Genomic DNA, 4,713 nt, shown 5'->3' on the forward strand with positions numbered 1-4,713 from the left:
ATCACTACAACTGGCACCGCCCGCACGCCAGTTTGGGCCACAAGCCACCCATCAGCCGGCTGCCGCTGAACAACGTACTGGGTTTACACACCTAGGCCTTGTAGCCGTTGGTGATCGGATAGCGGCGCTCGCGGCTGAACGCGCGCCGCGAGACCTTCGGTCCGGGCGCGGACTGATGCCGCTTCCACTCGCTGATCCGCACCAGCCGCAGCACCTTGTCGACGGTCGCCGCGTCGTAGCCGGCCGAGACGATGTCGTCGCGCGACTGCTCCTGGTCGACGTAGCGCAGCAGGATCGCGTCCAGCACGTCGTACGGCGGCAGCGAATCCTGGTCCTTCTGGTCGGCGCGCAGCTCGGCCGACGGCGGCCGGTCGATCACCTCCTGCGGAATCACCATGCCACCATGCGGCGCACTGCCGCCGACGGTGTTGCGCCAGCGCGCCAACGCGTAGACCTCGGTCTTGTAGAGGTCCTTGATCGGCGCGTAGCCGCCGCACATGTCGCCATAGATGGTCGCGTAGCCGACCGCGTACTCGCTCTTGTTGCCGGTGGTCAGCAACAGCCCGCCGAACTTGTTGCTCAGCGCCATCAGCAGCGCGCCACGGGTGCGCGACTGCAGGTTCTCCTCGGTGGTGTCGACCGCCACCCCTTCGAACGTCTCCGCCAGTGCGTCCAGAAAGCCCTGGAACGGCTTCTCGATCGGCAGCGTCATCAGCTTCACCCCGAGCGAGGCGCACTGCACCTGGGCCAGGTCGTTGGACAGGTCGGCGGTGTAGCGCGAGGGCATCCGCACCGCGGTGACGTTCTCGGCCCCCAGCGCGTCGACCGCGATCGCCAGCACGATCGACGAGTCGATGCCGCCGGACAGCCCCAGCCAGACCTTGCCGAAGCCATTCTTGCGGCAGTAGTCCTGCACCCCCCGTACCACCGCGCGCCAGGCCAGCGCGTCGCGACTCTCGTCGCCGTCGTCCATCCACTGCACCGGCATGAAGCTGCGCTGCTCGCGGTCGAAGTCGACCACCAGCCACTGGTCGGTGAACGCCGCCGCCGCCGGGTGCACGCTGCCGTCGGCATCGGCGACCACCGAGGCGCCGTCGAACATCAGCGCGTCCTGGCCGCCGACCACGTTGAGGTAGGCCACGCCGACGCCGGGACCGTGCGCGCGGCTCTCGCGGATGCGGCGGCCGATCAGGGCGTCGCGATCGGCGTGCTTGTCGCGCTCGAACGGCGAGGCATTGGGCACCAGCATCAGCTCGGCGCCGGCGGCGACGGCCTCGGCGACCGGCTCGGCGAACCACAGGTCCTCGCAGATCACCACCCCGACCCGCACGCCTTCGACCTCGAACACGCAGGCCTCGCCGTCGGGATCGACGGTGAAGTAGCGGCGCTCGTCGAATACCGCGTAGTTGGGCAGTTCGCGCTTGCGGTAGGTGTGGGTGACGCGACCGTCGCACAGCACGCTGGCGGCGTTGTAGACCACGCTGCCGGCGGCCTGCGGCCAGCCGACCACCGCGGTGATGCCGCTGACCTGGGCGGCGATCGACTCCAGCGCGTCGTGGCAATCGACCAGGAATCCCGGTCGCATCAGCAGATCTTCCGGCGGATAGCCGCTCAGCGCCAGCTCGGGAAACAGCACCACCTGGGCGCCGTACTCGTCGCGCGCCTCGTTGATCATCGCCAGGATGCGGGTGGCGTTGTCGCGGACCGCGCCGACCGGGAAGTCGAACTGGGCCATGGCGATGCGTAGGGTCTGGGTCATGTCGATCTTCAGGGGATTGTGGTGGCGTAGCCCGCTTCGCGCTGCGCGCGGATCGCCCATACGTGGACGGTATCAAGAAGGGGGTCGTAGTCGTACAGCGCCAGGTAACCGCGCGAGTCGCGGCCGATCACCAGTTCCCGAAGCCTGCCCCTGCAGGGGCGTCCGATCAGCGGGTTGTCGACCAGTGCATCGAGCCCTCGATAGATGGATGCGAGCCTCGCCTCCACATCGCCAGCCTCGTGCTCAAGCAGGTGTCCGTGGATGCGCAGGAGGTCCTCGACGACCCGCTCGGCCAGAACCAGGCTGGTCACGCCTCAGCGCCCGACCTTCCTGGCCGCAGGACGCGCCGGGCCCTCGCCCCGGGCAAGGCGCACCATGAACTCCCGCATCTCCTCCCACGGCACCGCCAGGCCGGTGCGTTCGAATTCTTCCCTGCGCCGCTGCGCCTCGGCGATGAACTCGTTGCGCCGCTCCTGGGCTTCGGTGCGCGCGGCGATCGCTTCCAACATGAAGTTGTGCGCGGTAGTGCCCGCCTCTTCGGCCGCCTTGGTGATGCGGGCCTTGAGTTCCTCGGGAAGCCGGATCGTGGTGGTCGACATGCCGCTGCTCCGCAGTTGGACACCGCCAATGTAGCACAAAAGTGCTACTCCCCATCGAGCACGAAAAAGGCCGCCCGGAGGCGGCCTTTCGCGATTCCCGAACGCCGTGGCTTACTTCGCCAGGCGCTTGGCGATCGCCGCGCCGAGATCGCCCGGCGACTTCACCGTGGTGACGCCGGCCTTCTCCATCGCCGCGAACTTGCCCTCGGCGGTGCCCGAACCGCCCGAGGCGATCGCGCCGGCGTGACCCATGCGCTTGCCCTTCGGGGCGCTGGCGCCGGCGATGAAACCGACCACCGGCTTGGTCACGTGCTTGGCGATGTACTCGGCCGCTTCTTCCTCGGCCGAACCGCCGATCTCGCCGACCATGATGATGCCCTCGGTCTGCGGGTCGTCCTGGAACAGCTTCAGCGCGTCGATGAAGTTGGTGCCGTTGATCGGGTCGCCGCCGATGCCGATGCAGGTCGACTGGCCGAGGCCGACGTCGGTGGTCTGCTTGACCGCTTCGTAGGTCAGCGTGCCCGAACGCGAGACGATGCCGATCTTGCCCGGCTGGTGGATGTGGCCCGGCATGATGCCGATCTTGCACTCGCCCGGGGTGATCACGCCGGGGCAGTTCGGGCCGACCAGGACGACGTCGTCGTGGCCCTTGAGCACGTTCTTGACCCGCAGCATGTCGAGCACCGGGATGCCCTCGGTGATGCAGACGATCACCTTGATGCCGGCCGCGGCGGCCTCGAGGATCGCGTCGGCCGCGAACGGCGGCGGCACGTAGATGACCGAGGCGTTGGCGCCGGTGGCCTTGACCGACTCGGCGACGGTGTTGAAGACCGGCAGGCCGAGGTGCTCGGTGCCACCCTTGCCCGGAGTGACGCCGCCGACGACCTGGGTGCCGTAGTCAAGCATCTGCTGGGCGTGGAAGGTGCCCTGCGAGCCGGTGAAGCCCTGCACGATCACCTTGGTGTTGCGATTGATAAGTACGGACATTCTGGTAGTCCCTGGAAACTTGTTGTTGACTGGCTTCGGATGCTTCGGACATCGGCTCGCCGATGTCCTCCGGGGCGGCCTCCGGATCCCCCAACCCCGCGCCCTGCGCGGGGTCGCTCCCTTGGCTCAAGGGGGCTGGAGGAACCGCATGGCGCCCGCAGCGATCCTCAGGCGGCGACGGCGGCGACGGCCTTCTTGGCGCCGTCGTTGATGTCGTCGGCGGGAGTGATCGCCAGGCCGGAGTTCTTCAGCAGGTCCTTGCCGGCCTCGACGTTGGTGCCTTCCAGGCGCACGATCACCGGGACCTTGACGTCGACTTCCTTGACCGCGGCGATGATGCCCTCGGCGATCATGTCGCAGCGGACGATGCCGCCGAAGATGTTGACGAAGATCGCCTTGACCTTGTCGCTGGACAGGATCAGCTTGAACGCCTCGGTCACGCGCTCCTTGGTGGCGCCGCCGCCGACGTCGAGGAAGTTCGCCGGCTCGCCGCCGTTGAGCTTGATCACGTCCATGGTCGCCATCGCCAGGCCGGCGCCGTTGACCATGCAGCCGATGTTGCCGTCCATGGTGACGTAGTTGAGGTCGTGCTGGCTGGCCAGCACCTCGGTCTCGTCCTCCTGGCGGATGTCGCGCATCGCGGCCAGGTCCTTGTGGCGGAAGGTCGCGTTGTCGTCGCTGTTGATCTTGCCGTCGAGGACGGCCAGGTCGCCGTTGGTGAGGATGGCCAGCGGGTTCAGTTCGACCAGGGCCAGGTCCTTCTCGTTGAACAGCCGGTACAGGCCCAGCATGATCTTGCTCAGCTGGCCGACCTGCTTGGCGTTCAGGCCCATCGCGAAGCCCAGCTCGCGGCACTGGTACGGCTGCAGGCCCTCGACGTAGTTCACATTGAGCGTGTGGATGGCCTCGGGCTTCTCGGCCGCGACCTGCTCGATGTCCATGCCGCCCTCGGCGGACGCGATGAAGGTGATCGACTGGGTGTCGCGGTCGACCAGCACCGACAGGTACAGCTCGTTGGCGATGTCGGTGCCTTCGGAGATCAGCACCGTGTCGATCGGCAGTTCGACGCCGGCGGTCTGGTAGGTCGCCATCTTGGTGCCGAGCATCGCCTTGGCGTACTCGCGGACCTCGTCGAAGTTCTTGGCCAGCTTGACGCCGCCGGCCTTGCCGCGGCCACCGGCGTGGATCTGCGCCTTGACCACCCACAAGTCGCCCGGGATTTCCTTGGCGGCCGCGACGGCCTCGTCCGGGGTGCGGGCTACGCGCCCGGTCGGCACTGCGATGCCGTAGTCGGCAAAGAGCTGCTTTGCCTGGTATTCGTGAAAGTTCATGCGTCACCGAGGGGAGTTGAACAGACGTCCCACGCGG

5 protein-coding genes are annotated in these 4,713 nt (G+C 67.6%); all 5 read right to left on the bottom strand.

The annotated features are described in order from the left end of the window. Positions 1 to 91 precede the first annotated feature (91 nt). The gene (locus FKV24_RS14510; RefSeq protein ID WP_141482896.1) at positions 92 to 1,759 is read right to left on the bottom strand and encodes an NAD+ synthase; all 1,668 of its coding nucleotides are present in this window, start codon (positions 1,757 to 1,759) and stop codon (positions 92 to 94) included. 8 nt (positions 1,760 to 1,767) lie between these two features. Continuing rightward, positions 1,768 to 2,070: a type II toxin-antitoxin system RelE/ParE family toxin gene (locus tag FKV24_RS14515; RefSeq protein ID WP_141482897.1), complete on the bottom strand. Its 303-nt coding sequence runs from the start codon at positions 2,068 to 2,070 to the stop codon at positions 1,768 to 1,770. 3 nt (positions 2,071 to 2,073) lie between these two features. Continuing rightward, positions 2,074 to 2,358: a CopG family ribbon-helix-helix protein gene (locus FKV24_RS14520; RefSeq protein ID WP_141482898.1), complete on the bottom strand. Its 285-nt coding sequence runs from the start codon at positions 2,356 to 2,358 to the stop codon at positions 2,074 to 2,076. Positions 2,359 to 2,469: 111 nt separating this feature from the next. Further along, entirely contained in the window at positions 2,470 to 3,345 is an 876-nt protein-coding gene (gene sucD / locus FKV24_RS14525; protein ID WP_111267285.1) for a succinate--CoA ligase subunit alpha, read from the bottom strand. 167 nt (positions 3,346 to 3,512) lie between these two features. Next, on the bottom strand, positions 3,513 to 4,676 hold the full coding sequence (gene sucC / locus FKV24_RS14530) for an ADP-forming succinate--CoA ligase subunit beta (RefSeq protein ID WP_111267286.1): 1,164 nt from the start codon (positions 4,674 to 4,676) through the stop codon (positions 3,513 to 3,515). Between the last annotated feature and the right edge of the window lie 37 nt (positions 4,677 to 4,713).

It is taken from the genome of Marilutibacter maris (genome assembly GCF_006546735.2).
GTDB lineage: Bacteria > Pseudomonadota > Gammaproteobacteria > Xanthomonadales > Xanthomonadaceae > Marilutibacter > Marilutibacter maris.